A 241-nucleotide genomic window follows, 5' to 3' on the forward strand; every position below is an offset into this window, starting at 1 on the left:
GGTGGACGGAAATAACCGTCTCCTTCTCCGTGTCCCTATTGGCATTACTCCTGTCGGTATTCATTTCGCTGCGGCTGTATAAGCCGGTCGGTCGTCTGCTCACACTCGTTCCCCACGACGGACGCGGTCACGCCAAAGCGAAGGATGAGCTGTCGCTCATCACGGAGAATGTTACGGAAATGATCGGCAAGCTCAAGGGGCTGGAGCAGGAGCGCCTCTCACAGTGGAATATCGCCAAGGC

Annotated in this window: 1 protein-coding gene; it reads left to right on the plus strand. The window is 56.8% G+C overall.

Features of this window, described 5'->3' with window-relative positions:
- Window positions 1-38 precede the first annotated feature (38 nt).
- A partial coding sequence (locus ACSNOG_RS33940) for a hypothetical protein (RefSeq protein ID WP_436756509.1) occupies window positions 39-241 on the plus strand: 203 nt, incomplete at its 3' end.

The organism is Streptomyces sp. URMC 124, from assembly GCF_051386455.1.
GTDB lineage: Bacteria > Actinomycetota > Actinomycetes > Streptomycetales > Streptomycetaceae > Streptomyces.